1 pseudogene is annotated in these 216 nt (G+C 60.2%); it reads left to right on the top strand.

Annotated elements, in window-relative coordinates:
* Nucleotides 1–216, top strand: a pseudogene (locus tag F1735_RS38715) (IS5/IS1182 family transposase); the annotation flags it as partial.

Raw genomic sequence — 216 nt, 5'->3', positions numbered from 1 at the left:
ACGACCACTGCCGCGAACTGGGACACGTCCCCCTGATCGACCATAATCCGCGTGGCGGCGAGAAGGAACACTTCGAGCCTGCCGATGAGGTTCGCTACCGTGAGCGCACTGTGGCCGAACGGACCAACGCACGCCTCAAGGACGAGTTTGGTGGCCGCAACATCATGGTCAAGGGACATGCCAAAGTCATGAGCCATTTGATGTTCGGGCTGCTCG

The sequence above is a fragment of the Massilia genomosp. 1 genome (assembly GCF_011682185.1).
GTDB lineage: Bacteria > Pseudomonadota > Gammaproteobacteria > Burkholderiales > Burkholderiaceae_D > Telluria_A > Telluria_A rubra.
Note: the sequence above shows the minus strand (reverse complement) of the source record. Positions and strands in the feature narration are given on the sequence as shown.